At 69.6% G+C, this 26,950-nt stretch carries 29 protein-coding genes; 21 read left to right on the forward strand and 8 right to left on the reverse strand.

Features of this window, described 5'->3' with window-relative positions:
- Position 1: 1 nt before the first annotated feature.
- The 3 genes from rpmF to mutM are packed head-to-tail and all read left to right on the forward strand — an operon-like array spanning position 2 to position 1,845.
- On the forward strand, positions 2-205 hold the full coding sequence (gene rpmF / locus AXZ95_RS08810; protein ID WP_018190667.1) for a 50S ribosomal protein L32: 204 nt from the start codon (positions 2-4) through the stop codon (positions 203-205).
- A gap of 25 nt (positions 206-230) precedes the next feature.
- On the forward strand, positions 231-944 hold the full coding sequence (gene rnc / locus AXZ95_RS08815; RefSeq protein WP_018190668.1) for a ribonuclease III: 714 nt from the start codon (positions 231-233) through the stop codon (positions 942-944).
- Positions 922-1,845, forward strand: a complete 924-nt coding sequence (gene mutM, locus AXZ95_RS08820; protein WP_018190669.1) for a bifunctional DNA-formamidopyrimidine glycosylase/DNA-(apurinic or apyrimidinic site) lyase — start codon at positions 922-924, stop codon at positions 1,843-1,845. The genes rnc and mutM overlap by 23 nt, the downstream gene beginning before the upstream one ends.
- A 33-nt stretch (positions 1,846-1,878) precedes the next feature.
- Here the strand turns inward: mutM and AXZ95_RS08825 are convergent, their stop codons facing one another.
- Positions 1,879-2,970, reverse strand: coding sequence for a GNAT family N-acetyltransferase (locus tag AXZ95_RS08825; RefSeq protein WP_018190670.1), 1,092 nt, complete (start codon positions 2,968-2,970; stop codon positions 1,879-1,881).
- A gap of 192 nt (positions 2,971-3,162) precedes the next feature.
- On the opposite strand from AXZ95_RS08825, the gene AXZ95_RS08830 reads away from it, so the two are divergent.
- From AXZ95_RS08830 to smc, 6 genes are all read left to right on the forward strand, one after another.
- Positions 3,163-4,386 (forward strand): branched-chain amino acid ABC transporter substrate-binding protein, encoded by a 1,224-nt coding sequence (locus tag AXZ95_RS08830; protein WP_018190671.1) that lies wholly within the window; start codon positions 3,163-3,165, stop codon positions 4,384-4,386.
- Positions 4,387-4,502: 116 nt separating this feature from the next.
- Positions 4,503-5,510, forward strand: a complete 1,008-nt coding sequence (locus AXZ95_RS08835; protein WP_018190672.1) for a branched-chain amino acid ABC transporter permease — start codon at positions 4,503-4,505, stop codon at positions 5,508-5,510.
- Positions 5,507-6,742, forward strand: a complete 1,236-nt coding sequence (locus AXZ95_RS08840; protein WP_018190673.1) for a branched-chain amino acid ABC transporter permease — start codon at positions 5,507-5,509, stop codon at positions 6,740-6,742. Before AXZ95_RS08835 ends, AXZ95_RS08840 begins: the two co-directional genes overlap by 4 nt.
- Positions 6,739-7,650: an ATP-binding cassette domain-containing protein gene (locus AXZ95_RS08845; RefSeq protein ID WP_018190674.1), complete on the forward strand. Its 912-nt coding sequence runs from the start codon at positions 6,739-6,741 to the stop codon at positions 7,648-7,650. The genes AXZ95_RS08840 and AXZ95_RS08845 overlap by 4 nt, the downstream gene beginning before the upstream one ends.
- The gene (locus tag AXZ95_RS08850; protein WP_018190675.1) at positions 7,637-8,350 is read left to right on the forward strand and encodes an ABC transporter ATP-binding protein; all 714 of its coding nucleotides are present in this window, start codon (positions 7,637-7,639) and stop codon (positions 8,348-8,350) included. Before AXZ95_RS08845 ends, AXZ95_RS08850 begins: the two co-directional genes overlap by 14 nt.
- Before the next feature lie 153 nt (positions 8,351-8,503).
- Positions 8,504-12,046, forward strand: a complete 3,543-nt coding sequence (smc, locus tag AXZ95_RS08855; protein ID WP_018190676.1) for a chromosome segregation protein SMC — start codon at positions 8,504-8,506, stop codon at positions 12,044-12,046.
- Positions 12,047-12,063: 17 nt separating this feature from the next.
- Here the strand turns inward: smc and AXZ95_RS08860 are convergent, their stop codons facing one another.
- Positions 12,064-12,870: a CHAD domain-containing protein gene (locus AXZ95_RS08860; RefSeq protein WP_231374390.1), complete on the reverse strand. Its 807-nt coding sequence runs from the start codon at positions 12,868-12,870 to the stop codon at positions 12,064-12,066.
- 35 nt (positions 12,871-12,905) lie between these two features.
- Between AXZ95_RS08860 and ftsY the strand changes: the two genes are divergently transcribed.
- Genes ftsY through ffh form a run of 3 tightly spaced genes read left to right on the forward strand, consistent with a single transcriptional unit; the run spans position 12,906 to position 15,921 of the window.
- Positions 12,906-13,781 (forward strand): signal recognition particle-docking protein FtsY, encoded by an 876-nt coding sequence (gene ftsY, locus AXZ95_RS08865; protein WP_018190678.1) that lies wholly within the window; start codon positions 12,906-12,908, stop codon positions 13,779-13,781.
- 9 nt (positions 13,782-13,790) lie between these two features.
- Complete coding sequence (locus tag AXZ95_RS08870) at positions 13,791-14,294, forward strand: DUF2004 domain-containing protein (protein WP_018190679.1); 504 nt, start codon at positions 13,791-13,793, stop codon at positions 14,292-14,294.
- Positions 14,295-14,343: 49 nt separating this feature from the next.
- On the forward strand, positions 14,344-15,921 hold the full coding sequence (gene ffh / locus AXZ95_RS08875) for a signal recognition particle protein (protein ID WP_018190680.1): 1,578 nt from the start codon (positions 14,344-14,346) through the stop codon (positions 15,919-15,921).
- A gap of 16 nt (positions 15,922-15,937) precedes the next feature.
- Here the strand turns inward: ffh and AXZ95_RS08880 are convergent, their stop codons facing one another.
- From AXZ95_RS08880 to AXZ95_RS08895, 4 genes are all read right to left on the reverse strand, one after another.
- Entirely contained in the window at positions 15,938-16,684 is a 747-nt protein-coding gene (locus AXZ95_RS08880) for a GDSL-type esterase/lipase family protein (RefSeq protein WP_018190681.1), read from the reverse strand.
- Between the two features lie 82 nt (positions 16,685-16,766).
- Positions 16,767-17,486 (reverse strand): SGNH/GDSL hydrolase family protein, encoded by a 720-nt coding sequence (locus tag AXZ95_RS08885; protein WP_231374391.1) that lies wholly within the window; start codon positions 17,484-17,486, stop codon positions 16,767-16,769.
- Positions 17,487-17,520: 34 nt separating this feature from the next.
- Positions 17,521-18,207 (reverse strand): SGNH/GDSL hydrolase family protein, encoded by a 687-nt coding sequence (locus AXZ95_RS08890; protein WP_018190683.1) that lies wholly within the window; start codon positions 18,205-18,207, stop codon positions 17,521-17,523.
- A 79-nt stretch (positions 18,208-18,286) separates the two neighbouring features.
- Entirely contained in the window at positions 18,287-19,423 is a 1,137-nt protein-coding gene (locus AXZ95_RS08895) for a glutamate--cysteine ligase (protein ID WP_018190684.1), read from the reverse strand.
- A 180-nt stretch (positions 19,424-19,603) separates the two neighbouring features.
- Here AXZ95_RS08895 and rpsP point away from each other — a divergent pair, with 180 nt between their 5' ends.
- The 4 genes from rpsP to AXZ95_RS08915 all read left to right on the forward strand — a co-directional run bounded on the left by rpsP (position 19,604) and on the right by AXZ95_RS08915 (position 21,458).
- Entirely contained in the window at positions 19,604-20,086 is a 483-nt protein-coding gene (rpsP, locus tag AXZ95_RS08900) for a 30S ribosomal protein S16 (RefSeq protein ID WP_018190685.1), read from the forward strand.
- Positions 20,087-20,090: 4 nt separating this feature from the next.
- Positions 20,091-20,321 carry an RNA-binding protein gene (locus tag AXZ95_RS08905; protein WP_018190686.1) on the forward strand — a complete coding sequence of 77 codons (231 nt, stop codon included), beginning with the start codon at positions 20,091-20,093 and terminating at the stop codon, positions 20,319-20,321.
- Between the two features lies 1 nt (position 20,322).
- Complete coding sequence (gene rimM / locus AXZ95_RS08910; protein ID WP_051087297.1) at positions 20,323-20,991, forward strand: ribosome maturation factor RimM; 669 nt, start codon at positions 20,323-20,325, stop codon at positions 20,989-20,991.
- Positions 20,992-21,065: 74 nt separating this feature from the next.
- A complete protein-coding gene (locus AXZ95_RS08915) occupies positions 21,066-21,458 on the forward strand; it encodes a hypothetical protein (protein WP_018190688.1) in 393 nt (130 codons plus the stop codon).
- Positions 21,459-21,461: 3 nt separating this feature from the next.
- Here AXZ95_RS08915 and AXZ95_RS08920 read toward each other — a convergent pair whose 3' ends face one another.
- On the reverse strand, positions 21,462-22,130 hold the full coding sequence (locus AXZ95_RS08920; protein WP_018190689.1) for a GntR family transcriptional regulator: 669 nt from the start codon (positions 22,128-22,130) through the stop codon (positions 21,462-21,464).
- Positions 22,131-22,176: 46 nt separating this feature from the next.
- On the opposite strand from AXZ95_RS08920, the gene AXZ95_RS08925 reads away from it, so the two are divergent.
- Together AXZ95_RS08925 and trmD are read left to right on the forward strand one after the other, a co-directional pair.
- A complete protein-coding gene (locus AXZ95_RS08925) occupies positions 22,177-23,388 on the forward strand; it encodes an MFS transporter (RefSeq protein WP_018190690.1) in 1,212 nt (403 codons plus the stop codon).
- Between the two features lie 26 nt (positions 23,389-23,414).
- Positions 23,415-24,098: a tRNA (guanosine(37)-N1)-methyltransferase TrmD gene (gene trmD / locus AXZ95_RS08930; RefSeq protein WP_018190691.1), complete on the forward strand. Its 684-nt coding sequence runs from the start codon at positions 23,415-23,417 to the stop codon at positions 24,096-24,098.
- An 85-nt stretch (positions 24,099-24,183) separates the two neighbouring features.
- Here the strand turns inward: trmD and map are convergent, their stop codons facing one another.
- The gene (gene map / locus AXZ95_RS08935; RefSeq protein ID WP_018190692.1) at positions 24,184-24,948 is read right to left on the reverse strand and encodes a type I methionyl aminopeptidase; all 765 of its coding nucleotides are present in this window, start codon (positions 24,946-24,948) and stop codon (positions 24,184-24,186) included.
- Positions 24,949-25,044: 96 nt separating this feature from the next.
- Between map and AXZ95_RS08940 the strand changes: the two genes are divergently transcribed.
- The 3 genes from AXZ95_RS08940 (at position 25,045) to AXZ95_RS08950 (ending at position 26,946) form a co-directional block, all read left to right on the forward strand.
- Positions 25,045-25,542: a hypothetical protein gene (locus AXZ95_RS08940; protein ID WP_018190693.1), complete on the forward strand. Its 498-nt coding sequence runs from the start codon at positions 25,045-25,047 to the stop codon at positions 25,540-25,542.
- Positions 25,543-25,768: 226 nt separating this feature from the next.
- Complete coding sequence (gene rplS, locus AXZ95_RS08945; RefSeq protein ID WP_018190694.1) at positions 25,769-26,116, forward strand: 50S ribosomal protein L19; 348 nt, start codon at positions 25,769-25,771, stop codon at positions 26,114-26,116.
- Between the two features lie 104 nt (positions 26,117-26,220).
- Positions 26,221-26,946, forward strand: a complete 726-nt coding sequence (locus tag AXZ95_RS08950) for a ribonuclease HII (RefSeq protein ID WP_018190695.1) — start codon at positions 26,221-26,223, stop codon at positions 26,944-26,946.
- Positions 26,947-26,950: the final 4 nt, after the last annotated feature.

Below are 26,950 nucleotides of genomic sequence, written 5' to 3' on the forward strand. Positions count from 1 at the left end.
CATGGCCGTCCCGAAGCGGAAGCAGTCGCGCGCCAACACCCACGCCCGTCGTTCGCAGTGGAAGGCTGAGGTCCCCACGCTCGTCAAGACGATCGAGAACGGCAAGGTCACCTACAGCCTCCCGCACCGCGCGAAGGTCGTCGAGGACTCTGCGGGCACCGCCCTCTTCCTCGAGTACAAGGGCCGCAAGGTCGCCGACGTCTGATCGTCGCTGACGATCGGTGAACGCTGTGGTCGGAGAGAACGCTGACCGCACAGCACTTCTGGAGAAGCTCGGGGTCGTCATCGACCCCGAGCTTCTCGAGCTTGCGCTGACCCATCGCTCGTACGCGTACGAGCACGGCGGCATCCCCAATAACGAGCGTCTCGAGTTCCTCGGCGACTCCATCCTGGGGCAGGCGGTGACGGTCAAACTGTTCCGCGAGAACCCGGACCTCGACGAGGGCGAGCTCGCCAAGCGGCGGGCCAGTCTGGTGAGCTCGGTCGCACTGGCCGAGGTCGCGCGCGGCATCGGCCTGGGGGAGTACCTCCGACTCGGCCGCGGCGAGAACCAGAGCGGCGGTCGAGAGAAGGCGTCCATCCTCGCCGACACGGTCGAGGCGCTCATCGGCGCCACCTACCTGGATGCCGGGGGCGACGCTGCGACGGCGCTCGTCCTGCGGCTGATCGAGCCGCTGCTCGACGACCCGGACCGCTTCGGCGCCGCCATGGACCCGAAGACCAGCCTGCAGGAGGTCGCCGCCCACCGCGGCGCCGGCCTGCCGGTCTACACGGTGACCAACAGCGGCCCCGACCACTCCAAGACGTTCCACGCCACCGTCGAGGTGGGCAGCCTCGTCACCGCCACCGGCGAGGGGACGAGCAAGAAGCAGGCCGAGATGGCCGCGGCGCTGAGCGCCTGGACGGAACTGACGAGACGACGTGCCCGAGCTTCCCGAGGTTGAGGTCGTCCGCGCGGGTCTGGCACCCGCGGTCACCGGTGCGACCATCCTCGGCGTCGAGGTCTTCGAGCCGCGGTCGCTGAAGCGCCACGATCCGGTCGCCGGGGCGTTCGAGACGTTGCTCACCGGACGGGTGATGGAGCAGCCGGTCCGGCGCGGCAAGTTCCTGTGGATCCCGCTCGCAGGCGTCCCGCGACGCGCCATCGTGGCCCACCTCGGGATGAGCGGCCAGATCCTCCTGCGCGAGCCCGGAACCGAAGAGGCCGGCCTGCTCCGCATCCGGCTCCACATCGAGCATCCTCTGCACGGCGAGCTGTGGGTGCACTTCGTCGACCAGCGGATCTTCGGGTCCATGGCGGTCGATGCGCTCGTCCCCACGGCAGACGGCGCGCCGGGTGGCCTCGGAACCGACGAGCCGCTCGTGCCGACACAGGTGACCCACATCGCCCGCGATCCGCTGGATCCCGCCTTCGACGACGCCGGCTTCGCCGCCGCGCTCGCCCGAAAGAACACCGGCATCAAACGCGCCCTGCTCGATCAGACCCTGGTGAGCGGTATAGGCAACATCTACGCCGACGAGGCGCTCTGGGCCGCGCGCATCCACTACGCCCAACCGGCGAACTCGCTCACCCGCACGAAGGTGCGGACACTGCTCGCGGAGGTGCGCCACGTGCTCGAGAAGGCCCTCGCCGAGGGCGGCACCAGCTTCGACGCGCAGTACGTCAACGTGAACGGCGCCTCCGGCTACTTCTCGCACAGCCTCAACGCCTACGGCCGTCAGGGCCAGCCGTGCCCGCGCTGCGGCACGCCGATCGTGCGTGAGCAGTTCATGAACCGCGGCTCGCACTTCTGCCCGCACTGCCAGCGGCTCCGCCGGTCACCCTCCCTGCCTGCCGCGAGCTGACCGCCGGAGCGTCCGCGCCCATCCCTCGGTCGATCAGCCGAGGGTCTTCTGCCAGTGCCCTGTCAGGGCGTGCGGGCGGAAGCCGAACGCGCGGTTGATCGCCAGCATCGGGTCGTTCTCGTCGGCGTTCCAGGTGAGGATGCGGCGGATGTGCGGGGCACGACGGCCGAGCTCCTGGATGTTCCGCAGCTTGACCGCGGTGCCCAGCCGGTGACCGCGGTGGGCACGGGCCACGAGGGTGTCGTACTGCTCCGCTTTCGTGCCATCGGCGGGGACCGCCAGCTCGGTGTACGCCGCGATCTCGCCGGTCGTCTCGTGCACCGCAGCCGTCACGAGCAGCGGCTCGCCGCGGGCGACGAGCGTCCGCTCCTGTGAGCGCACCCGTTCGCCGTCCCAGTCCTCCGGGTCCACGGCGATGCCGCTCTGCGGGATGTCGGTCGACATCCGGGCCTTCATCGCGGCGAACCGCTCCAGCAGGTCCTCGGGGGCGGCACCCCACCAGGACACGAGGCGGAAGCCGTTCAGCGTCATGGTCAGCCCGGCCTCGCGCTCCGGCGGGAGCGGAAGGTGCAGCTCGCTCGACCGCTCGATCTGGCCCAGCTGGTAGCCGTGGCGCAGCGCGAAGCGCACATCCCGTGACGTCGCCGGCAGGCCGGCCGTGCCCGCGGGAGCCCGCACCAGGCGGTCGGCGCCCTCCAGAGTCCGGATGGGGTGCTCGGTGTAGGTCGAGATGATCCGGCGGCCGCCCTCCGCGGCGAGCTCCTCGCCCTTCTCGAGCAGCGCGGAGCCGATCCCGCGACCGCGCAGCGCCGGGACGACGTCGACCAGCAGCGACACCGTCTCGGAGTCCTCGTCCAGGGGGAAGATCGCCTCGACACGGCCGACGATCACGCCGTCCTCGATCGCCACGAAGACGATCCGGTCGACATAGTCCTGCTCACGATGGGCAGCCAGCGCCTGCTCGGCGGTCTCGACGAAGTCGTCGTCCCCCCACATATCGACCACGATGCCGTTGAGGACGCCGACCAGCTCCTCGAAGGCGGCGGACCCGGGGGTGCCGAGCTCGTCGGGGATCTCCAGCCGGGTCACACGCATCCGATCGGACACCTCCTCGAGCCGTTCCACGCCGAAGGATCAGCCTACCCAGGCGCGGAGCACCGTGTGAAGGATCCCGCACGGTTTGGTTTCGATCGTGTAAATCTGCGTTCCGATCGTGGTTGCAAAACGTTGCGAGCCCTGTATTCTCAGCACACATATTCGTGGCACGAACCGGCGAAAACGGCGAGTTCGTGACGGATTAACGTCGAGAGGCAAGAGATGCTACGGAAGAAAGTCACCATCGGTGCGGCTGTTGCAGCGTCAGTCGCACTGTTCCTCGCGGGATGTGCGAACCAGCCGTCCACGGGAGGATCCACCAACGGCAATTCGTCGAAGGTCGACATCCCGGCGATCACGTCGGTCGATGTACCCAAGGACGCGGTGCTCCCCGCGGGCGACGGAAAGGCCACCTGTCCTGCTGGCCTGACCATCGGCTACGTGGGCGCGGAGACGGGCCCGAACGCCCAGCTCGGTATCAACATCTACAACGGCATCCAGCTGGCCATCGACCAGCACAACGAGTCCAACAAGGGGTGCCAGGTCGGCTTCAAGAAGTTCGACACCGAGGGCGACCCGAACAAGGCCACCGGTCCGGTGACCCAGGCCGTGAACGAGTCGGACATCGTCGGCGTCGTCGGCCTCCCGTTCTCGGGTGAGTCGAAGGCCACCGGCAACATCTTCGAGCAGCAGGGCCTCGTCCACATCACCCCGTCGGCCACCAACCCGGGCCTGACGCAGAACGGATGGAAGACCTTCTTCCGCGGCCTCGGCAACGACGCCGTGCAGGGTCCTGCCGCCGCGAAGTTCCTCACGGACAAGCTCGAGGCCAAGAAGGTCTACCTGGTCCAGGACGACTCCGACTACGGCATCGGCCTCGGCACCCAGACCTCCAAGGCTCTCGGCGACGCGCTCGTCGGCACCGACAAGGTGACCACCGGCCAGAAGGACTTCTCCGCGGTGATCTCGAAGATCATCAACGCGAAGCCCGACGCGGTCTACTACGCCGGCTACTACGCCGAGGGTGCTCCGTTCGACCAGCAGCTGGTCAACAAGGGCTACAAGGGCACGTTCGTCGGCCCGGACGGCGTGAAGGACGACCAGTTCATCAAGCTGGCCGGTGACGCGTCCGGCAACGCGTACTTCACCTGCCCCTGCATCCCGGGCGAGCTGATCCCCGACTTCGAGTCCGCCTACAAGAAGCTCGCGAACGCCGAGCCGGGCACCTACTCGATCGAGGGTTACGACGCCGCCACCGTCCTCCTCGCCGGCATCGACAAGGGCAAGACGTCCCGCGCCGACCTGCTGTCGTGGGTCAAGGACTACGACGCCGACGGCCTGAGCAAGCACTACAAGTGGGACTCCACCGGTGAGCTCCAGGCGCCGGCCGTCTACGGCTACAAGGTCGAGAACGGCAAGATCGTGCCGATCGGCACCATCGGCTGAGGCGACACCTGAAGGGTGCCGCGGGACACGACGGCCCGCGGCACCCTCGTTTTTCGACTACGCTCGCTTTGCTCGCCGGATCAACGAAGATCCGACACTGAACCCTGGATGCTCGAATGCTCGAAACCCTCCTCCTTCATCCCGCCCTCGACAGCTCCTGGATCAATTTCGACGTCAACGCGCTGGTCCAGAACTTCTGGAGCGCAACGTTCGACGGGCTCACCTTCGGCGCTGTCTACGGCCTCATCGCCGTCGGCTACACGCTGGTCTACGGTGTGCTGAACCTGATCAACTTCGCCCACTCCGAGGTCTTCATCGTCGGCGCCTACGGCGTCGTCGTGACCCTCACGACGCTCGGTTTCGGTCCGAGCGCGCCGAATCTGAGCGCCGGCGCCATCGTCGGGGACCTCATCCTGGCCCTCATCGTCGGCGTGCTGGCCTCCGCCGTGACGGCATGGCTCCTGGAACGCGTCGCTTACCGGCCGCTGCGAAAACGCAACGCGCCACGCCTGGTGTTCCTCATCACGGCCATCGGCGCCTCGTTCGCGATCCAGTACGGGATCTTCCTGATCCGTGGCGCGAACGCCGAGCCCTCGGTGACCATGTTCATCCCGCAGCCGATCTTCGATGTGTTCGGGACGATCGTGAACAGCCAGCAGCTGATCATCGTCATCGCGTCGGTGATCCTCATGATCGCGACCGACTGGTTCATCCGACGCACCCGCACCGGCCGCGGCATCCGCGCGGTCGCGCAGGACCCGGACACCGCGACGCTGATGGGCGTCAACAAGGAGCGGATCATCCAGATCACCTTCATCACCGGCGGTATCCTCGCCGGCGCCGCGGCGCTGTTCTACGTGATGCTGGTCCCCTCCGGCGTGATCTACAACGGCGGATTCATCCTCGGCGTCAAGGCATTCGCCGCGGCCGTCCTCGGCGGCATCGGCAACGTCCGCGGAGCGCTGCTCGGCGGTCTGCTGCTCGGCGTCATCGGCAACTACGGCCAGATCCTCCTCGGTGACTCGCAGTGGACGGACGTCGTGGCCTTCGTGGTCCTCGTCCTGGTGCTGCTGATCAAGCCGAGCGGCATTCTCGGCACCTCGCTCGGAAGGAGCCGCGCATGAGCATGTCAGAAGGACCCAGGGTCCTGCCCGATGCTCGCGAAGAGCAGGCGGTCGACGCCCTCGAGGCGTCCCGCGGCAAGCGCAGCACCGGCCCGTTCGGTCAGCTCCGCGACCGCTGGAACAACCTCCCGCGCGCCGTGCAGTGGGCCTGGCTGCTCATCGTGGTGGCCCTCGCCTACGCCCTGCCGTATCTGAACTTCTTCCCGCTCTCCACCGCTCCCGGCAACGACTGGGCGCTGGCCTGCTTCTCGATGGCGGTCTACGCGCTCATCGCGATCGGCCTGAACGTGGTGGTCGGATACGCCGGCCTGCTCGACCTCGGCTACGTCGCGTTCTTCGCGGTCGGGTCGTACACGGCGGCGATGCTGACCAGCCCCGACTCGCCGTTCGTGAAGATCCCGTACCTGTGGACGATCCCGGTCGCCATCGCGGTGACGATGACGTTCGGCATCATCCTGGGTGTCCCGACGCTCCGCCTCCGTGGCGACTACCTGGCGATCGTGACGCTCGGCTTCGGTGAGATCGTGCGCATCCTCGCCACGATCATCCCGGCGATGAAGGGCCAGGTCGGCTTCCAGAACGTCGGCCACCCGCCGGGGGAGAACGCCGACGGCATCCCGATCTTCTCCAACTCCAACGGCGTGCCGTGGTACTGGCTGACGATCACCGTCATCATCGTGATCCTGCTGCTGGTCGGCAACCTGGAGCGCAGCCGCGTCGGCCGCGCCTGGGTCGCGATCCGCGAGGATGAGGACGCGGCGGAGATCATGGGCGTCCCGACCTTCAAGTACAAGGTGTGGGCGTTCGCGATCGGCGCCGGCGTCGGCGGCCTCTCCGGTGCGCTGTTCGCCGGTCAGGTCGGCTTCGTGAACAACCAGAAGTTCGACGTGCAGACCTCGATCCTGTTCCTCGCGGCCGTCGTCCTCGGCGGCGCGGGCAACAAGGTCGGCGCCATGCTCGGCGGCGCGATCGTGGCGTACATCCCGCTGCGGTTCACCGTCATCGCCGACTACAAGTACCTGATCTTCGGTATCGCCCTCGTGCTCATCATGATCTTCCGCTCGCAGGGACTGTTCCCGGCGCGGCAGAAGCTGCTGGCGTATGGCAGGCATGCGTATCGCCGGGTGGCGGACGCGGCGAAGGGACGTCCGGGCCCGCGGACCGGGGCCACTCCGGTCGTCGACAGCGGGGCATTGGATGCGGATGGCAGCGCGAAGGGAGGCGCACGATGACGGATGCACAGAACACGGTTCCGGAGGAGGAGCCGGCCCTCGGCGTGAACGAGGACGAACTGGAGGCCGCGGGCATCGACCTGGAGGTCGCCGAGGCTGCAGCGCCCGACCGCGAGATCGCGGTCGAGGTCGGCGAGAACATCGTCGAGGTGCGCAACCTCACGGTGAAGTTCGGCGGCCTGACGGCCCTCGACGATGTCACCTTCGACATCCGCCGCGGCGAGATCCTCGGTCTGATCGGCCCGAACGGCGCAGGCAAGACGACCTGCTTCAACGCCATGACGGGCGTCTACAAGCCGACCAGCGGCGACGTGCTGCTGGAGGGCCAGACGATCAAGGGCCGCAAGCAGCACCAGATCACCCGGCTCGGTCTCTCGCGGACGTTCCAGAACATCCGGCTGTTCGGTGAGATGACGGCGCTCGAGAACGTCGTGGTCGGACTGGATGCGCGGCACCGCACGTCGGTCCCCGGCGCGCTGCTCCGCCTCCCGCGGCACACGCGCGAGGAGAAGTCGTCGATCGAGCGCGGCATGGCCCTGCTCGAGTTCGTCGGCATCGCCGACCAGGCGGGTTCGCTGTCGCGGTCGCTCCCGTACGGCTACCAGCGTCGTCTGGAGATCGCCCGCGCGCTCGCGACCGACCCGAAGGTGCTGTGCCTCGACGAGCCGGCCGCCGGCTTCAACCCGGCGGAGAAGGAGGAGCTCATGGAGCTCATCCGCACCATTCGGGCCGACGGGTACACCGTTCTGCTGATCGAACACGACATGAAGCTGGTCATGGGAGTGACCGACCGGATCGTCGTGCTGGAATTCGGACGCAAGATCGCCGACGACACTCCGGAGGCCATCCGGAACGACCCTCGCGTGATCGCCGCCTACCTCGGGGAGCCCGAAGATGACGTTGCTTGAGCTGAAGAACATCAGCGTTTCGTACGGCCGGATCGAGGCCATCCACGACATGTCCTTCTCGGTCGATGAGGGCGAGATCGTCAGCCTGATCGGTGCGAACGGCGCAGGCAAGTCGACGACCATGAAGACGATCTCGGGCATCCTGAACCCGTCGAAGGGGTCCATCCTGTTCGACGGCGAGGACATCACCAAGATGAAGGCGCACATCCGCGTCGTCCGGGGCATCTCGCAGGCGCCGGAGGGCCGGGGCATCTTCCCGGGAATGACGGTCATGGAGAACCTCGACATGGGCGCGTTCGGCCGCAAGGACCGCTCGAAGATGGGCGAGGACTTCGACCGGGTGTTCGCGCTGTTCCCGCGACTCGCCGAGCGGAAGACGCAGGTGGGCGGCACGATGTCGGGCGGCGAGCAGCAGATGCTCGCCATCGGCCGCGCGTTGATGTCGAACCCGCGGCTCCTGCTCCTGGACGAGCCGTCGATGGGTCTGGCGCCGCAGTTCATCCGGCAGATCTTCTCGATCGTGACGGAGATCAACAAGCAGGGCACGACGGTCCTGCTGGTGGAGCAGAACGCGAATCAGGCGCTGGCCCGCGCGCATCGCGGCTTCGTCCTGGAGACCGGCGTGATCACCCGTGCGGGCACCGGCAAGGAGCTCCTCGCCGACCCCGCGATCAAGGAGGCCTACCTGGGCGTCGCCTGACCCACGCCTCCCACCGCCTCCCACCACCCCCGTCGAGTACGCGAAAACTGCACGCCATCCACTTCGATGGCGTGCAGTTTTCGTGTACTCGACGGGGGAGTCGTGCGGCGCTCCGGCGCGGCGGCGGCGTGAACGTCCGGTAAATTCGCCTGCGTGTACTTGAAGAGTCTGACGCTCAAGGGCTTCAAGTCGTTCGCTCAGCCGACGACGTTCGCCTTCGAGCCGGGCGTCACCTGCGTCGTCGGCCCCAACGGGTCCGGCAAGTCGAACGTGGTCGACGCGCTCGCCTGGGTGATGGGTGAGCAGGGCGCCAAGACGCTTCGCGGCGGCAAGATGGAGGACGTCATCTTCGCCGGAACGGCGACGCGCGGTCCGCTCGGCCGTGCCGAGGTCCAGCTCACCATCGACAATGCCGACGGCGCGCTGCCGATCGAGTACTCCGAGGTGACGATCTCGCGCACCCTGTTCCGCAACGGCGGCAGCGAGTACGCGATCAACGGGCAGTCCTGCCGACTTCTGGATGTGCAGGAGCTCTTGAGCGACTCGGGTCTCGGCCGCGAGATGCACGTCATCGTCGGCCAGGGTCAGCTCGACGCCGTCCTGCACGCCAGCCCCGAGGATCGCCGCGGCTTCATCGAGGAGGCGGCCGGCATCCTGAAGCACCGTCGCCGCAAGGAGAAGACGCTCCGCAAGCTGGAGGCGATGCAGACCAACCTGACCCGTTTGAGCGACCTGGCGGGCGAGGTGCGCCGCCAGTTGAAGCCGCTCGGACACCAGGCGGAGATCGCGCGCGAGGCGCAGTCCATCGCGGCCGTCGTGCGGGATGCGCGGGCGCGTCTGCTCGCCGACGAAGTCGTCACGCTGCGCCGTACCCTCGACGACCACGGTCGCACCGAGTCCGAGCGGCACAGCGAGCAGATCGTGCTGCAGGAGCAGCTCGAGCAGAAGCAGCTGCGCCGCACGCGACTCGAGCAGGCGCTGGTGGGGGATGCCGTGGATGCGGCCCGCAGCACCGCCTTCGCGCTGGAGTCGGTGCAGGAGCGCCTGCGCGGGCTGTTCACCCTCGCCAACCAGCGGGTCGCGCTGCTCGGCAGCCAGGGCGACGCGCCGGACGCGAACCCGAGCGTGACCCCGCAGAACGTGCAGGACGCCCGCGCCGAGGTCGAGCGCCTGCGCGGTGTGGTCGTCGAGGCGGAGGCCGCGTGGACGGCCGCGCAGGCGGCGACGCGCAGCGCGCGATCGCGTCTGGACGCGGTGGACGAGGAGATCGCGGCGCAGAGCGCTCTGGTGTCTCGCCACGACCTGGAGATCTCGAAGCTGAACGGCCAGGCCGACGCGGCCGCGCAGCGGCTGGCGGCGGTGCGTGGTGAGGTGCTTCGTCAGCAGAACGCGCTGGATGCTGCAACCGAGCGCCGGGAGCGCGCCCGTGCCGAGTTCGCCGCCCGGGAGGCCGAGGCCGCGACGGCCGACGTCGGAGAGGGCGACCTCGACGAGGCGTACGAGCTGGCGCAGGCCACGGTGTTCGAGGCGGAGGGCGAGATCGAGCGGCTCCGCGAGGAGCTGCACACCCTGGAGCGCGAGCGCGACGCGCTTGCTGCCCGGGTCAGCGCCCTCTCGCTCGCACTGGACCAGAAGGACGGATCGTCGGCGCTCGTTGCCGCGCGCCTGCCCGGCGTGCGCGGGCTCGTGGCGGAGCACATCCGCGTCCATCCCGGGTACGAGGCGGCCATCGCCGCGGCTCTCGGAACCCTCGCCGATGCCGTGCTCGCCGACGATCGGGACGCCGCCGTCGCCGCGGTGACGCACGCGGCCGCCGACGACCTCGGCCGGGTCGAGGTGGTCATCGCCGACGCGCCCGCCGCCGACGTCGACCTCAGCGGCGTCGCCGGCGTCGTCCCGGCCACTAGTGTGGTGGATGCGCCCGACGGTGTCCGCGGCATCCTCGCGTTCACGGCCATCGCCGACGACCTGGACTCCGCGCGGCGTGCCTTCGAGGCGTTCGGCGGCCGGGGGACCGGCGGCCCGATCACGATCATCACGACCACCGGCGACGTGCTCACCGAGCATGTGCTGCGCGGCGGGTCCGGCGCGAAGCAGAGCCGCATCGAGTTGATCGCCGACCGCGACGCCGCGCAGGAGCGGCTCACCGAGGTCACCTCGCTGATCGACCGGGCGAAGTTCGCCCTGGCCGAGCAGCGCGGTGTGCTGCAGGTCGCCAAGGAGCAGTCGCAGGCCGCGCTCGCGACCCTCCGCGAGTTCGACGCGAAGCTCGCGGCCCAGACCGAGCAGGTCAACCGGCTCAAGGTCCAGCTGGAGGCCTCCCAGGCCGAGTTCGACCGGCTCAGCCGGGCGCTCGAGCAGGCGGGAGAGCGGGTCGCCGAGGCGGAGCAGGCGGCGGAGAAGGCCAAGGCGGAGCTGGAGGCGGCGCGTTCGCGTCCCCGTCCCATCCTCGACGTCAGCGCCCGCGACGCGCTGTCGACCGAGCTCGACGCCGCACGCGAGGCCGAAGTCGAGGCACGCCTGGCGGTGGAGACCGCGAAGGAGCGCGTCCGGGCCGAGCAGGCGCGCGGCGAGGCGCTCGCCCGGCGGATGGAGGCCGAGCGCGCCGCCGCCGAGGAGGCCGCCCGGCGTGCGGTGATCCGTCGTCGCCAACTGGATGCGGCCCAGAGCGTCATCGGCGCCCTCCCGGCCGTTCTGGCATCCGTCGACCGGTCCGTGGCGCAGGCGCGGCTGGAGCTCGCCACCGCTGAGGCGGAGCGTGCCAGCCGCAACGACGAGCTCGCGACCCTGCGTCGCGACGAGAACGCGGTGCGCGAGCGCCTGCAGGCCATCACGGAGTCGGTGCACGGCCTGGAGCTGCAGATCTACGAGAAGAAGCTGCACCTGTCGAGCCTGCTCGAGCGGGCGGGCAGTGAGCTGGGCCTTGTCGAGGATGTGCTGGTCGCCGAGTACGGGCCGGAGGTGCCGGTACCGGTCGACCGTGCGCGCGACGAGGAACGCGAGCCCGACGCCGAGGTCGAGACCGTTCCGTTCTCGCGCGAGCAGCAGCAGAAGCGGCTGGCCGCGGCGGAGCGCAAGCTGTCGCAGCTGGGCCGCGTCAACCCGCTCGCGCTGGAGGAGTTCGCCGCGCTGGAGCAGCGCCACAAGTTCCTCACCGAGCAGCTGACCGACCTCACGAACACCCGCAAGGACCTGCTGACGATCATCGAGGACATCGACGAGCGGATGCAGACCATCTTCGAGTCCGCGTTCGCCGACACCGAAGAGGCCTTCACGAAGGTCTTCCCGATCCTCTTCCCGGGCGGCCAGGGCAGCATCAGCCTGACCAATCCGGACGATCTGCTGACGACCGGCATCGAGGTCTCGGTGAAGCCGGCAGGCAAGAAGATCGAGCGGCTCTCGCTGCTCTCCGGCGGCGAGCGGTCGCTGGCGGCGGTCGCGCTGCTGATCGCGATCTTCAAGGCGCGACCGAGCCCGTTCTACATCATGGACGAGGTGGAGGCGGCGCTCGACGACGCCAACCTCGGCCGCCTGCTCACGATCTTCGAAGACCTCCGCGAGAGCAGCCAGCTGATCGTCATCACGCACCAGAAGCGCACCATGGAGATCGCGGACGCCCTGTACGGCGTCTCGATGCGCCAGGACGGCGTCTCGGCGGTGGTCGGCCAGCGCGTGGCGCAGGAGAAGGCGAGCTAGGGAGCGAGCAGGCGCGCTCAGGGCTCGATCGCGGCGAGCTTGTCGTCGAGCCCGGCCAGGAGCTCCTCCGCCCTCACGTCGCACTCGGCGGCGAGGAGCGCGATCCCGGCGACGGCCGACGCACTGAGCTGCTGCTCGTCGGCCTTGTCGCGCAGGTGGCGTGCCAGGAGCACCAGATCGCGATGGTCGCCGAGCGCGTCCTGGACCGCCTCCGCTGCCGCGGCGATCCGCACCGCCTCCCGGCCGAGGTCGTCGACGACGGCCTCGGCCGCGTAGCGCAGCCGCCGCGCCGCCTTGCGCGTCTCGTGCCGCTGCTCCAGCGTCTGGCCGGAGCGCTTCCTCACGCGCCGCGCGGCTTTCGCGAGCCCCTTCCTGACCACCCGCCGCGGGTGCTTCCGTCCCGGCTTCGCCAGCGGGGGATCGGCGGCGAACGCCTGCAGGTCGGCCAGGAGGGTCCGGTGGGCCCGACCGTGCAGGTGCTCCAGCAGCCCCTCCAGCGCCCGATCGTGCTCGGCGCCGGCCTCCGCTGCCAGCGCCTCCACCGCATCCACCAGCTCGGGCGTCGACTCGGCGCCCAGCAGTCCGTCGAGGTCGCGCGCCCGCACCTCGGCGTCGCGCACCCGGCCGAGCCGCTCTCCGAGCCGCTTCAGGCGGGCACGCATCGCCCGCTGCTGCTCCCGGTCGAACGCCGAACGGTACACGCTCAGGATGCTGCGCAGCCGCCGCACGCGCGTGCGCGCCTGGTGCACCGCATCCTCTCCGCCGGTCTCGATCGCCACCAGCTGCTCGGCCAGCTCCGCCGAGACCCCCACGAGCGCGTACATGAGCACACCGTACAACCGCGGCTAGTCTGAGTGTCATGGCTGACCGCACCCCCTGGTCTCTGTCGGGCGCCCTCCGCGGGCTGTTCGCCAAGAAGACCATCGACGACGACACCTGGGACGACCTCGAGACGGCGCTCATCACGGCGGACTTCGGTCCGGACGTGACAGAGGCGGTCATCGACGACCTGCGCGCGAAGGTGGAGCGGTATCACACGACCGATCCGGCCGACCTGCAGCGGATGCTGCGCGAGACGATGGAGGAGCGGCTCTCGAAGCTCGACACCACGCTGAAGCTGAGCGACCGCCCGGCGATCGTGCTGGTCGTCGGCGTCAACGGCGTCGGCAAGACGACCACCATCGGCAAGTTCGCGAAGTTCCTGCGCACCTACGACCGCTCGGTGGTCGTCGGCGCGGCCGACACCTTCCGCGCCGCCGCCGTCGAGCAGCTGGCGACCTGGGCCGAGCGCGCGGGCGCCGAGATCGTCCGGCCGCAGCAGCAGGGGCAGGATCCGGCCTCCGTCGCCTTCCAGACCGTCGAGAAGGCCAAGCGCGACGGCACGGAGATCGTCATCATCGACACCGCGGGGCGCCTCCAGACCAAGGGCGGCCTCATGGACGAGCTCTCCAAGATCAAGCGCGTCGTCGAGAAGCAGGCGCCCATCGCCGAGGTGCTCCTCGTCCTCGACGCGACGACCGGGCAGAACGGCCTGGCGCAGGCGGAGGCGTTCCTCGAGCACGCCGGCGTGACCGGGCTGGTGCTCACGAAGCTCGACGGCTCCGCGAAGGGCGGGTTCGTGCTCGCCGTGCAGGAGCGCACCGGCATCCCGATCAAGCTCGTGGGGCAGGGCGAGGGGATCAACGACCTGACCGGCTTCACACCGCACGTCTTCGCACAGCAACTGGTCGGATAGGGGCGCGTCATGGCGATCGAGCACGATTTCTTCGGCCTCATCGACGAGACGGCGAGCGGTGGACTCGCCTGGGACGACACCGTCGAGCTGGGGGACCAGACCGTCGACGTCGAGCTCCTGGCCGACGACGAGAGCGGCGTCCCCGAGTTCGCCCTCGACTCTGCTGCTGCGCTCATCCAGGCGCTCGAGGGCTTCGACGCGCGGGCCAGGGATGCGCTGGTCGCCGAGCTGAGCTCGCGGCAGTCCGCGACCTCCAGCTACATCGACGAGCACGTCGACAAGCTGGGAGACAGCCTGGTCGACCTGCTGGTCTACAACTCGGGTGACATCGCCATCGACGTGCTGCGCTCCCTGCAGCTGATGAGTGTGATCATCCAGGCCGACCACTCAGACGAGGACGAGGTGTTCGCGACGTTCGACTACTCCATCGCCCCGGACGAGTCGGATGCGCTTCTCACCGTCGCCTTCGACGTGCGGGGCGACGTGGTCTCGGTGGAGACGTCGGGCGACTGACTGACCCTCACGGCGCTTAGCCGACGTCGCCCGATAAGATATACGGATCATGGCTACTTTCGGCACGCTGTCCGACCGTCTTGCGGACACCTTCAAGAACCTGCGCACCAAGGGCAAGCTGTCGCCGGCGGACGTCGACGGCACCGTGCGCGAGATCCGTCGCGCCCTGCTCGACGCCGACGTGGCGCTCCCGGTGGTCAAGGACTTCACCGCGAAGGTGCGCGAGCGCGCGCTGAGCGACGAGGTCAACAAGGCTCTCAACCCGGCCCAGCAGGTCGTGCAGATCGTCAACGAGGAGCTCGTCGCCATCCTGGGCGGCCAGCAGCGCCGGCTGCAGTTCGCGAAGCGGCCCCCGACGGTCATCATGCTCGCCGGCCTCCAGGGCGCCGGTAAGACGACGCTCGCGGGCAAGCTCGGCAAGTGGCTGGTGAAGGACGGGCACACGCCGCTCCTGGTCGCCGCCGACCTCCAGCGCCCGAACGCCGTGACCCAGCTCCAGATCGTCGGCGAGCAGGCGGGTGTCCCGGTGTTCGCGCCAGAGCCCGGCAACGGCGTCGGCAACCCGGTGAAGGTCGCCAAGGACGCCCTGAAGTTCGCGGAGACCAAGCAGTACGACACGGTGGTCATCGACACCGCCGGCCGTCTCGGCGTCGACGCCGAGCTGATGAAGCAGGCGGCCGACATCCGCAAGGCGACCGACCCTGACGAGGTGCTGTTCGTCATCGACGCGATGATCGGTCAGGATGCCGTCGCGACCGCGAAGGCGTTCCAGGACGGCGTCGACTTCACCGGCGTCGTGCTCTCCAAGCTCGACGGCGACGCCCGAGGCGGTGCCGCGCTCTCGGTCGCCTCGGTCACCGGCCGTCCGATCATCTTCGCCTCGACCGGTGAGAACCTCGACGACTTCGAGCCGTTCCACCCGGACCGCATGGCGTCGCGCATCCTCGACCTCGGCGACATCCTCACCCTCATCGAGCAGGCCCAGCAGGCCTTCGACGAGGAGGAGGCGCGCAAGGTCGCCGAGAAGTTCGCGACCGACAGCTTCACCCTCGACGACTTCCTCAAGCAGATGCAGCAGCTGCGCAACATGGGGTCGATCAAGAAGATGATGGGGATGCTGCCCGGCGCCGGCCAGATGAAGCAGCAGCTCGACCAGTTCGACGAGCGCGAGATCGTCCGGACGGAGGCCATCATCCAGTCGATGACGACGGCCGAGCGCACGAACCCGAAGCTGCTCAACGGGTCCCGCCGCCTGCGCATCGCGAAGGGCTCGGGCACGACGGTCACCGAGGTCAATCAGCTGGTCAGCCGCTTCGAGCAGGCCGCCAAAATGATGAAGACCGTCGCGAAGGGCGGCGTCCCGAACGTCCCCGGCATGGGTCCCATCCCCGGTGCCTCGTACGCCGGCCGCAAGCAGCAGAAGAACAAGAAGAAGGGCTCGCGTTCGGGCAACCCGGCCAAGCGCGCGGCGGAGAACGCCGCGCTGGCCACCGGCGTCAAGACGGCCGGTGCGCCGAGTGGAAGCGGGTTCGGGCTCGGTGGTGGCGCTGCAGCACCTCAGGGGGCGCCCGCGGGCGGGCCGTCCGAGGAGGAGCTGGCCGCTCTGCAGAAGTTCCTGGGTCGCTGACCCGGGACTCGCTGCGCTACAGCGCCAGGTTGAGCGGCTGGAGCTTCGACTCGATGGTCTGCGCCACGACCTTCTGACCGGCCGCGTTCGGGTGGATGCCGTCCGCCTGGAGCAGCTCCGGGTGCCCGACGAGCGGGAAGCCGATGTCGAGCCAGGTGCCGTCGACGCCGCGCACCGCGTCCCCGACGATGTCGTCGACGCGGGTCATGGTCGCTGGCGGCTGGTCGGAGCCCCAGATGCCGGTGATGCCGACGATCGTGGCGTCCGGGAAGCGCTCGCGCAGCTCTCGCAGCATCCGGTCGGCGTTTGCGGTCACCGCGGCCGGGTCCTGCTCGCGGTCGTTGCGCGTGGCGGCGAGGAGGATCACCTGCGGGTGGAGGCGGAGCGCCGCATCCACCTGCTGGCGGTAGGTCGTGCCGTTCCAGCCCGGCTTGACGAAGCCGGAGCCGGACACCGCGAGGTCCGTCAGCTGCCAGCCGTGCGCCTCCGAGACGAGAGCGGGCCACGCCTGATCGGCCGTCACGCCCTTGCCGAAGGCGATCGAGTCGCCGATCGCGACGGCGTCGACGATGCCGGAGGCATCCCGTCCGGCGCTGCCGGCGTCCGGGGCGGCGACGGCGGTCGCCTGAGCGGCGACGGGGTGTGCGGCCGGCGCGGATGCGCAGCCGGCGAGGGCGAGAAGTGCCACCGTCAGAGCCGCGGGCGCGAGCAGGGGGAGCCGGGTGCTCAGCGGGCGCGAGCGGCGTCGGGTGAGGGTGCGCACGGGTGCGAGGCTAAACGGTCCAACCTGCGAGAACGCTGTGTCTCACTTCTCGGCGTGTCGCGCCGGTGGTACCTGGGCGTCGTCAGCGGGCCACGAGCTGCGAGTCGATGCTCCGGACAACCGCGTCCGCGATGAGCTGCTGACCCTCGACAGTGGGATGCACCTGATCGCTGATCAGCAGCTCGGGATGCCCGGCGAACGGCTGGCCCAGCTCCACCCAGGAGCCTCCCACGTCGAGTACGGCCGCCTGCACGGTCCGGGAGATCACCGGGACCTGCGCGGGAGTGGGCTCGGAGCCCCACAGGGCGCTGACGCCGATGATGCGAGCGTGGGGGAGCGCTTCGCGCAGGCGATGGAGCGCTGCCGTCGCCGCTCGCTGCAGATCGGGCGTCGATGCGAAGACATCGTTGCGCGTCGCTCCGACGATCACGACATCCGGATGGAGGCGGATCACGGCGCTGACCTGATCGTCGAACGTGTGCGTGTTGAGGCCCTTCACGGTGAAGCCCGCCGCGCTCTCCGCGAAGTCGCTCAGGGTCCAGTCGAGCCGATCCGCGACCAGTAGAGGCCACGCGTCGTCGGCCGGGACGCCGTAGCCGATGGCGATCGAGTCGCCGATCGCGGCGGCGGTCACGGTGCGCGAGGAGGGCGTGGGGGATGGCGATGGCGCCGAGCTCGCGGACCTCGCCGGCTCGGTCGGCGACGCAGGGCCTGCGGATGTCGCGCACGCGCTGAGCACGCTGCCGACGACCACGACGAGGAGAGATGCGAGCAGAGCGGAACGGGGACGTCGGGACCTCACGCGCTCCACCCTAAACGTCCGGTCCGACCGCCTTTCACAGGCTCAGTTTCGCGGCGACCACTGCCGCGATCGCCTGCTGGCCGGGAAGGGTGGGATGCTCGTCGTCGTCCTGCACCAGTCCGGCCTTGCCGCGATAGGGCTGCCCGAGATCGAGCCACGTGCCACCGGCGTCGAGGACCGCCTGTCGCAGCGCCGCGTCGCCGCCGGCGAGCTCCTCGTCGCTCGCCTGACCGCTGAGGGCGTTGAACCCGGCGATCCGCGCATCCGGCAGGGCTGCCGCGAGACGGTCGACCGTCGAGCGGATGGCCGTGCTCAGCTGGTCGGGGTCCGTGCCGAGGTCGTTGTCGGACGCGCCGATGAGGACGAGGTCCGGCTGGGCGGCGATCGCCGCATCCACCTGGGCGGAGAAGTCGTGACCGTCGGACCCCTGGGCGACGAAGCCGGCACCGGGCACGCTGAGGTTGTCGAGCCGCCAGCCGTGGTCGGAGGCCACCAGGGCCGGCCATGCCTCGGAGGGATCGAGCCCGAGGCCGGACTCGATCGAGTCGCCGATCACCGCGACGTGCTCCGCCGTGGCTGCGGACGATGTGGCGGCGGACTGCTTCCCCAGAGCGGCGTTCGAGGCCGCGTTGGCCGACGCGCAGCCCGAGAGGGCGGTGAGCGCCAGCAGGGCGGCCGTCATCGCGGTGGCCGCTGCCGCGAGGGGGCGTCGGGCGAGCATGACAAACACGGTACGCCCGGAGGCTATGGATGGGCTTTGCCGGATCGGTGGATCGGCTCGGGGCCTGTTCGCTGATCGATCAGCGGGCGAGGCCGTTGCGCAGCTCGTGCGTCAGCGAGCTGACCACGGCCTGCAGGCTGCCGCCGTTCTGCTCCGCGACGGCGAGCTGGCGCTGGTAGCTGGCGCCCGTGTCGAGGATGGTGAGGACCGTCGCCAGCTCGTCGACGCATCCCAGTCGCTCGGCCTCCGGCTGGAGGTCGTCCACCAGGTCGCGGAGGTCGTCGGAGACGAGCCGCTCGCTGCCGTCCGGCGCCTGGATGATCTCGGCGTCGAGGCCGTACCGTGCGGCGCGCCACTTGTTCTCGCGGACGAACCAGGGCTGCAGCGTGACCGGCTCGACGCCCGCGTCCAGCTGTCCCGACATCCGGTCGGTCAGACAGTGGATCAGCGCGGAGACGGCGCCGACCTCGTCGGCCGTGGACAGCCCGTCGCAGGCGCGCATCTCGACCGTGCCCCATTTCGGCGAGGGGCGGATGTCCCAGCGCACCTCGGAGTGGTCCTCCACGACGCCCGTCGTGACCAGGTCCTGGACGTAGGCCTCGTAGTTTGCCCAGGTGCCGAATTGCCAGGGCAGCCCGGCGGTGGGCAGCTGCTGGAACATGAGCGCGCGGTTGGAGGCATAGCCGGTGCGGGCGCCCGCCCAGAACGGGCTGGACGCGCTGAGCGCCTGCAGATGCGGGTAATAGGTCAGCAGGCCGTTGACGATCGGCAGAGCCTTGTCGACCGAGTCGATGCCGACGTGCACGTGCACACCCCAGATCATCATCTGCCGCCCCCACCATTGGGTGCGGTCGAGCAGCCGGTCGTACCGTTCGTTCGGCGTCACCTTCTGGTCGAACCACTGGGCGAAGGGATGCGTCCCCGCGCACATCAGCTCGACGCCGAGCGGGTCGGTGACGCCCCGGACCAGGCTGATGAGCTCCTGCAGGTCGGTGATCGCCGCAGGCACCGTGCGGTGGACCCGGCTGACCAGCTCCACCGTGTTCATCAGCAACTCATGGGTGATCTGGGGATGCTCCCGGCCGTCGGGCGTGCCCAGCTCGCGCAGCACATCGTCGGCGATCTGGACCAGGTCGCCCGTCGAGCCGTCGACGAGGGCGATCTCCCACTCGATGCCGACGGTGGAGCGCTCGGACTCCGAGAAATCGATCTGCATGCGGTCGTTCCATCCGTCCGATTGTTCAAAGCAGCGCAGTATCTGACAGAATAGCTAGTTGAGTTCGACGTACCCGACCCTCTATCCGGTGCGGCGGACGAACATAGACCTCCTGCCGCGTGTGCCCCCACGCCCACGGCAGTCAGTTCGATACAACTCATCCACTCACACAGGAGAATCGTGGCTGTCAAAATCCGTCTGAAGCGCCTGGGCAAGATCCGCGCTCCGTATTACCGCATCGTCGTCGCCGACTCGCGCACCAAGCGCGATGGTCGCGTGATCGAGGAGATCGGTCTGTACCACCCGACCGAGGAGCCCTCGCGCATCGAGGTCGACTCCGAGCGTGCGCAGTACTGGCTCGGCGTCGGCGCCCAGCCGACCGAGCAGGTCACCGCGCTGCTCAAGCTCACCGGCGACTGGGGTCGCTTCAAGGGCGACAAGAACGCCGTGAGCACCGTCAAGGTCGCCGAGGGCAAGGCCGAGTTCGTCGCCGACGAGAAGAAGAAGCCGGTCCTCAAGCCCAAGGCTGAGAAGCCGGCCGAGGTCGCCGCCGAGGCGGAGGCCGTCGTCGAGGCCGAGGTCGAGCGCGAGGAGGCCGACGAGGCCAACGTCGTCGCCGAGGCCGAGGCCATCGCTGACGACGCGTCCGACGAGAAGGCCTGACGTCTTGCTCGCACCCGCGCTCACGCACCTGGTCAAGGGGATCGTCGATCACCCTGACGACGTCCACGTCGTGGCCAAGAGCTCTCCGCGTGGCGAGGTCCTCGAGGTTCGTGTGAACCCCGAGGACCTCGGCCGGGTGATCGGCCGGTCCGGCCGCACGGCGAAGGCTCTCCGCACGCTCGTTGCCGCGCTGGCCGATGGCCGGCGCGTCCGTGTCGACGTCGTCGACGACTGAGGTGGCGGACCACAAACTGCCTCGCAAGGAGGTCGCCCCCCGGCCCGGTCAGACCGAGCTGCGCGTCGGGCGCCTCACGAAGGCGCACGGCCTCAAGGGCGCCATCAAGCTGGAGCTCTACACGGACGAACCGGAGAAGCGGTTCGTCCCGGGGGCGGTGTTCACCCTGCAGGTCCCCACCGCGTCCAAGTGGCACGGCAAGACGCTCGAACTCCGCGAACTCCGCTGGTACAACGGCCACCCGGTCGGGTTCTTCGCCGGCGTCGACGACCGCACGGAAGCCGAGACGCTGATCAAGGCGATCCTGTGGGTCAGCCAGGACGCCACGCAGCTTCCCGACGAGGAAGACGCCTGGTACGACCACCAGCTGGTCGGCCTCGACGCGGTGCGCGACGGCGTGACGGTCGGACGCGTGGCCCGCGTCGACCATCTGCCCGCGCAGGACCTGCTGGCGATCGCGACGTCCGGCGGCGAAGTGCTCGTGCCGTTCGTGAAGGCGATCGTCCCGGAGGTCGATATCGCCGCCGGGACCGTCACGTTGACTCCGCCCGCCGGGCTCTTCGAGGAGCTGCCGGACGACGAGCCAGAGGCCGACGCCGAGCCGCAGGGCGACGCCGAGTCGGAGGCGGATTCGGAAGGCGAACCCGCCGCGCCTGCGTCCGACGACTGATCCACGACCCGAAGAGGGCGACCCGAACGGGTCGCCCTCTTCCTTTTGCCACCGGGTCGTGGACAGAATGCGGCATGACCGCGTACGTGATCGACGCTCCCGCAGCCGTCCGGCTGGCCGAATCCGGGTGGAGTGGATCTGAGGCGCTGCTGGCGCCGACGCTGCTGCGGTCGCAGACCTTGTCGCTCCTGCACGCGGACGCGCGCTCAGGGCGGCGTGAACCGGCGGAAGCCCGAACCCTGCTCACGGCCGTCGACCGGCTTCCTGTGCGCTTGCTCGGTGACCGCGTGCTGCGGCGCAACGCCTGGCTGGTTGCGGACGAACTGGGCTGGGCGCAGACGGAGGCCGCTGAGTATGTCGCGCTGACCCGATTGCACGGCGATGCCCTGGTGAGCGGCGATCCGCAGATCTATGCGGGCGCCGATGCACTCGTCCGGCTCGTACCTGTCACCGACCTCGTCGGCTGACGGTCAGGAGACGATCGCGAGTCCGCGTCCGCGCAGCGAGCGCGCATCGGCGCCCAAAGCGGCCACCAGGCGGTCATGGGTTCCGACGACGTGTTCATGGATGCGTGCAGCAGCCTCGTCCGCGCGACGCGCAGCGACCAGGGCGAGGATCTCCCGGTGCTCGCTCCCGGCGTCCTCATCGCGGGCGACCAGCCACCGCGCGCGGGCCAGGCGGGTCATGGCGTCGGCGACCGCATCCGCGAAGAACGGGTTGCCCGAGAGGGCGGCGAGCCGGACGTGGAACTCGGTGCCGGTCCTCACGGCGCCGTCCGGGGAGTGGTCTTCCGCCCACCCGTCCAGGTGCTCGCGCAGGGTGGCGATCGCGGCGTCCGTTGCGCGCGCGCAGCCGAGCCGGACGGCGGCGGTCTCGACCGCATCCCGGAACTCGCTCAGTCTGGCGATCTCCCCGAGGTCGATCGGCGTGACCTGCCAGCCGCGCCCGTCCCGGCCCACCAGTCCTTCGGACTCCAGCCGCATGAGCGCCGACCGCAGGGGAGTGCGAGAGGCGCCGAGTTCCCCCTCGAGTCCGCGCTCGGTGAGGCGCGAGCCGGGCACGCGGTCGAGGTCAAGAATCTCGGCGCGGAGACGGTCGTAGACGCGGGAGGCCTCGGCGACGGGCAGTTGCTCGGACATGGGGCTCCTTTGGTATACCGACTTGGTATACCGCTAGGGTATACCCATGTTCGCCCGATCCGTGCGCCGTCCCCGTCCGTGGCTCATGCTGGCTTTCGGCGTCCTCGCCCAGGCGAGCTCGACCGTCTTCGTCTCCACGCCGGCGTTCCTCATCCCGCTGCTGCACACCGAGCGTGGGCTGAGCCTGGCGCAGGCGGGGCTGCTCGCATCCGCTCCTACTCTGGGCCTCGTGCTCACCCTGATCGCGTGGGGAGCGCTGAGCGACCGGATCGGAGAACGCTGGGTCATCGCGTCGGGGCTCGCCCTCACGGCACTCGCGGCCGTCGCCGCGATGTTCGTCGACTCGTACGTCGCGCTCGGCGCGCTGTTCCTGGTCGGAGGGATGGCGTCCGCCAGCCCCAACGCGGCGAGCGGGCGCGTGGTCATCGGCTGGTTCCCGAAAGAGCGGCGCGGGCTGGCGATGGGCATCCGCCAGATGTGCCAGCCGCTCGGCGTGGCGATCGCCGCGGTCAGCGTGCCGCTGCTCGCGGCCAACGGCGGGATCGCCGCCGCGCTGATCGTGCCGGCCGTCCTCTGCGGCGTGTCCGCGGTGCTCTGCGCGATCGGGATCGTCGACCCGCCGCGGCCACCGCGTAAGGCCGCCGAGGGGGAGGGCGCGCATCCTCAGGCCGTGTGGCGGCCGTACCGCGAGACGTCGCTGCTGTGGCGCATCCACGCCGTCTCCATGCTGCTCGTCGTCCCGCAGTTCACGGTCTCCACCTTCGGGCTGGTCTGGCTCGTGTCGCAGCTGCACTTCGCGTCGCTGGCCGCGGGAATCGTCATCGGGGTGAGCCAGTTCGCCGGCGCCATCGGCCGCATCGGCGTCGGCGTGCTGAGCGACCGGGTCGGCAGCCACCTGCGGCCGCTGCGGTGGGTCAGCGTGTGCGCCGTCGCGGTCATGCTGCTGATGGCGGCGGCGTCCGCACTCGGATCCGTCGCTGCCGCCGTCATCCTCATCGTCGCGGCGATCGTCACGGTCGCCGACAACGGCCTGGCCTACACGTCGGTCGCCGAGATCGCCGGCCCCTTCTGGTCGGGGCGTGCGCTCGGGGCGCAGAACACCGGTCAGTTCCTCGCCGCATCGGTCGTCGGACCGGCCGTCGGGGCGCTGATCGGCTGGGCCGGGTATCCCGTCGCCTTCGCGGTCGTCGCGCTGTGCCCTGCGGTGGCGACGCCGCTCGTCCCGCGCGACCGCGAGTTGGCGGTCGTCCCGGCCTAGCGCCGGCGCCCTTCTAGACTTTCCCCATGCGCATCGACATCGTCACGATCTTCCCGACCTTCTTCGATGTGCTCGACATCTCCCTGCTCGGCAAGGCCCGGCAGTCCGGGCTGATCGAGCTCGGCGTCCACGACCTGCGCGACTACACGCACGACCGCCACCGGACGGTCGACGACACCCCGTACGGCGGGGGAGCCGGGATGGTCATGAAGCCGGAGCCGTGGGGCGAGGCGCTCGACGGCATCCTGGACGGCGCGTCCGATCCCGTCGTGATCTTCCCATCGCCCGCCGGCGAGGTCTTCACCCAGTCGATCGCGCGCGAGCTGGCCCAGGAGCAGCACATCGTGTTCGGCTGCGGACGCTACGAGGGGATCGACCAGCGCGTCTTCGACGACACCGCTGCTCGCGCCCGGGTGCGGTTGATGAGCATCGGCGACTACGTGCTCAACGGCGGCGAGGTCGCGACGATGGCGATGATCGAGGCGGTCGGCCGGCTCATCCCGGGCGTCGTCGGCAACCCCGAAAGCCTCGTCGAGGAGTCGCACGAGGACGGCCTGCTCGAGTACCCCAGCTACACCAAGCCCGCCGTCTGGCGCGGCCGGGAGGTGCCTCCCGTGCTGCTCTCCGGCAACCATGGGGCCGTCGACGCGTGGCGTCGCGAGCAGCAGCTCGAGCGCACGCGCGCCGTCCGCCCCGACCTCCTCCCGTAACCCCTTCCGCCCCCCCGTCGAGTACGCACAAATTGCACGCTCGCAATGTCATTCGCGTGCAGTCTTCGTGTACTCGACGGTGGGGTCAGGGGGCGGTGAGGACAAGGGGGCCGTCGTCGGTGATGGCGACGGTGTGCTCGGAGTGGGCGCCGCGGGAGCCGTCGGCGCTGCGGAGCGTCCAGCCGTCTCGGTCGGTGTAGATCTCGTGGGTCGTCTCCAGGAACCACGGCTCGATCGCGACGACGAGACCCGGGCGCAGGGGGTAGCCGCGGCCGGCGCGTCCGTCGTTCGAGATGTGCGGGTCGCCGTGCATCGTCCGGCCGACGCCGTGGCCGCCGAACTGCGTGTTGATCGAGTAGCCCTCCGCGTGAGCGACGGCGGCGATGGCGGCGGAGATGTCGCCGATCCTGCCGCCGGGCTGTGCCGCTTCGATGCCCGCCGTGAGCGCGCGGCGGGTGGTGTCGATCAGACGGAGGTCCTCGTCCCGGGGCGTGCCGACGACCAGGCTCACGGCCGAGTCGGCGACCCAGCCGTCCACGCTCGCGGCGAAGTCCAGGGTCAGCAGGTCGCCGTCCTGCAGCCGGTAGTCGTGCGGGAGGCCGTGCAGCACGGCATCGTTGACGGAGGTGCAGATCACCTTGCCGAACGGGCTCGCCCCGAACGACGGGTGGTAGTCGATGTAGCAGGACTCGGCGCCGCGGCGACGGATGAGGTCGTGCGCGAGCGCATCCAGCTCCAGCAGATTCACGCCGACGTGGGCAGCCGCAGCCGTCTGCGCGAGCACGTCGGCGACGAAGCGGCCGGCCGGCCGCATCTGCTCGATCTCGGCGGGCGTCCTCAGCTCGATCACGGTGGCTCCTCTCGGTGTCGTACCCCACCAGTCTCGCAGGTGGGCGTCCGGCAAACGCGCAGCCGCAGCACAGCCGGCCCCGGCTACGCTGGGCGCGTGATCATCCGCAAGGCGTTCTACTGGTGGCTCTTCCCGTCCGCCGTGGTGCTCCCGGCGTGGCTGCTGGTCGGCTGGGCCGCCTTCAGCCAGGGGAGCGGCTGGTCGTTCCTCGGCCTCCTGCTGCTCTGCCCCATCCTGTTCGTCGCCATGCTGGTCATCGGCGGCATCGTGATGGCCCGGCGCAGCGTACGCGAGAGTCGCGCGGTCTCCTGGTACGACGTCGGCCTGTTCGGCGCCTGGCATCTGGCGATCGTCGCGTTCGGGTTCTTCCCGGCCGGGTTGACCGGCTGGCTGGCCGTGCTGGGCATCCTGCTGTTCATCGCCATCTTCTGGGTGGTGCTGTGGGAGCTCCTGACCGAGACGCGGGCGCGTGTCGCCATGACGTTCGAGGCCTACCAGCGTGCCGCCCAGCCCCGCGAGGTCCCGCCGCCGCCCGGCGAATCGGTCGACGGAGGCGAGTACATCGTCATCGAGGAGCGCCGCGACCGCGAGTGACGACCCGCGCGTCGGGTGTGCTGTTTCGGCATCCGATTGCGTGCGCTTTGGCAAACAGGTGCCGCGCATGGCAGAATTGACCCTTGTGCCGCGGCCAGGCTCTGCCACGGGGGAGCCAGCACTTCTCGCGGACACCCACTTACCGAACCCAGACGGCCGACACTCCTGATCGGAGCCGGCCCCGAGTCCGTTCCCGACCTGTGGCGGGTACAGAGAGCGAACATCCATGCACATCCTCGACCAGCTCGACGCCGCGTCCCTCAAGCAGGACATCCCCGAGTTCCGCGCCGGCGACACCGTCAAGGTGCACGTGAACATCATCGAGGGCAACCGCTCTCGCGTCCAGGTCTTCCAGGGCGTCGTCATCGGCCGCTCCGGCGAGGGCGTCCGCGAGACCTTCACGGTCCGCAAGATCAGCTTCCAGGTGGGTGTCGAGCGCACCTTCCCGGTCCACTCCCCGGTCATCGACAAGATCGAGGTCGTCACCCGCGGTGACGTCCGTCGCGCGAAGCTCTACTACCTGCGCGAGCTCCGCGGCAAGAAGGCGAAGATCAAGGAGAAGCGCGAGAACTGATCTCCGCGCCCCCAAGCGTCGAGAGCCCCCGAATCCTGTATGGATCCGGGGGTTCTGTCGTTTCCGGAGCTGCTGGCCGCGTCGTGTACGAACGGCACCCGCCGATGAGTGACAATGGAACGCGAGGCTTCCCGCAGATCGAGAGGGCGGAGGACGAGGAACGCATGATGACCCCGGTGTCGCCGTCTCTGCGGTTCGAGAAGGCCCTCTATCGAGAGGGCGTGACCTCCATCGTCGCCGTCGACGAGGTCGGCCGCGGAGCGCTCGCGGGCCCCGTCGCGGTCGGGATGGTCGTCATCGACACGGCCGTGAAGCGCATCCCGCCGGGGCTGCGCGACTCCAAGCTCCTGCCCGAGCCTGTCCGGGAATCGCTCGACCCGCTGTGCCGCAAGTGGGCCATGCACCATGCGGTCGGTCTGGCGACGGCCGCCGAGGTCGACTCGCTCGGGATCATGCGCTGCCTGGGTTTGGCGGGAGCTCGCGCCCTCGCCCAGCTGGAGGAGCAGGGCGCCGTCGTGCACGACAGCACGCTCATCCTCGACGGCAACTACGACTATCTGAACCCGGCGCTGATGAGGCCGGCGAAGGTCGTCACGCGCATCAAGGCCGACCGGGACTGCGCCTCCGTCGCCGCCGCGTCCGTCATCGCCAAGGTGCATCGTGACCGCATGATGATCGCGCACGACATGGAGTATCCGGGCTACGGCTGGGCGAGCAACAAGGGGTACTCTACCCCGGAGCACTTCGCCGCCATCGCAGAGCTGGGCCCGAGCGCGCTGCACCGGATGACGTGGCTGAAGCAGCCGGCGCTGATCGACATCCCCGAGTGATCCG

The sequence above is a fragment of the Leifsonia sp. 115AMFTsu3.1 genome, from assembly GCF_004362795.1.
Taxonomy (GTDB): domain Bacteria; phylum Actinomycetota; class Actinomycetes; order Actinomycetales; family Microbacteriaceae; genus Leifsonia.

Coding starts and splice junctions, on each gene's coding strand:
- rpmF (WP_018190667.1), top strand. CDS start 2: ATGGCCGTCCCGAAGCGGAAGCAGTCGCGCGCCAACACCCACGCCCGT.
- AXZ95_RS08830 (WP_018190671.1), top strand. CDS start 3,163: ATGCTACGGAAGAAAGTCACCATCGGTGCGGCTGTTGCAGCGTCAGTC.
- AXZ95_RS08835 (WP_018190672.1), top strand. CDS start 4,503: ATGCTCGAAACCCTCCTCCTTCATCCCGCCCTCGACAGCTCCTGGATC.
- AXZ95_RS08840 (WP_018190673.1), top strand. CDS start 5,507: ATGAGCATGTCAGAAGGACCCAGGGTCCTGCCCGATGCTCGCGAAGAG.
- AXZ95_RS08845 (WP_018190674.1), top strand. CDS start 6,739: ATGACGGATGCACAGAACACGGTTCCGGAGGAGGAGCCGGCCCTCGGC.
- AXZ95_RS08850 (WP_018190675.1), top strand. CDS start 7,637: ATGACGTTGCTTGAGCTGAAGAACATCAGCGTTTCGTACGGCCGGATC.
- AXZ95_RS08860 (WP_231374390.1), bottom strand. CDS start 12,870: ATGTACGCGCTCGTGGGGGTCTCGGCGGAGCTGGCCGAGCAGCTGGTG.
- ftsY (WP_018190678.1), top strand. CDS start 12,906: ATGGCTGACCGCACCCCCTGGTCTCTGTCGGGCGCCCTCCGCGGGCTG.
- AXZ95_RS08870 (WP_018190679.1), top strand. CDS start 13,791: ATGGCGATCGAGCACGATTTCTTCGGCCTCATCGACGAGACGGCGAGC.
- ffh (WP_018190680.1), top strand. CDS start 14,344: ATGGCTACTTTCGGCACGCTGTCCGACCGTCTTGCGGACACCTTCAAG.
- AXZ95_RS08890 (WP_018190683.1), bottom strand. CDS start 18,207: ATGCTCGCCCGACGCCCCCTCGCGGCAGCGGCCACCGCGATGACGGCC.
- AXZ95_RS08895 (WP_018190684.1), bottom strand. CDS start 19,423: ATGCAGATCGATTTCTCGGAGTCCGAGCGCTCCACCGTCGGCATCGAG.
- AXZ95_RS08915 (WP_018190688.1), top strand. CDS start 21,066: ATGACCGCGTACGTGATCGACGCTCCCGCAGCCGTCCGGCTGGCCGAA.
- AXZ95_RS08920 (WP_018190689.1), bottom strand. CDS start 22,130: ATGTCCGAGCAACTGCCCGTCGCCGAGGCCTCCCGCGTCTACGACCGT.
- AXZ95_RS08925 (WP_018190690.1), top strand. CDS start 22,177: ATGTTCGCCCGATCCGTGCGCCGTCCCCGTCCGTGGCTCATGCTGGCT.
- trmD (WP_018190691.1), top strand. CDS start 23,415: ATGCGCATCGACATCGTCACGATCTTCCCGACCTTCTTCGATGTGCTC.
- rplS (WP_018190694.1), top strand. CDS start 25,769: ATGCACATCCTCGACCAGCTCGACGCCGCGTCCCTCAAGCAGGACATC.
- AXZ95_RS08950 (WP_018190695.1), top strand. CDS start 26,221: ATGAGTGACAATGGAACGCGAGGCTTCCCGCAGATCGAGAGGGCGGAG.